Below are 228 nucleotides of genomic sequence, written 5' to 3' on the forward strand. Positions count from 1 at the left end.
TTTTCCGGATTGGTATAATACCGGGCTGGCGATCCAACTCCCAACATTGCTTCGTAGAAGCAACAGATGCAAAAAAGGCTCTAGCATTTCTGCTAGAGCCTTAAATATGGCAGGGGTGGAGAGATTCGAACTCCCAACACGCGGATTTGGAATCCGCTGCTCTGCCAATTGGAGCTACACCCCTAAAACTTTCATTACTTCAGATTCGAAAAAACCTCGCACTAGGCG

1 tRNA gene is annotated in these 228 nt (G+C 47.4%); it reads right to left on the reverse strand.

Annotation, left to right across the window (positions count from 1 at the left end):
- Nucleotides 1–107 precede the first annotated feature (107 nt).
- Nucleotides 108–184, reverse strand: a tRNA-Trp gene (locus tag AB4138_RS23920).
- Between the last annotated feature and the right edge of the window lie 44 nt (nt 185–228).

This window comes from Vibrio sp. 10N.286.52.C3, from assembly GCF_041468865.1.
GTDB classification, from domain to species: Bacteria; Pseudomonadota; Gammaproteobacteria; order Enterobacterales; family Vibrionaceae; genus Vibrio; species Vibrio crassostreae_C.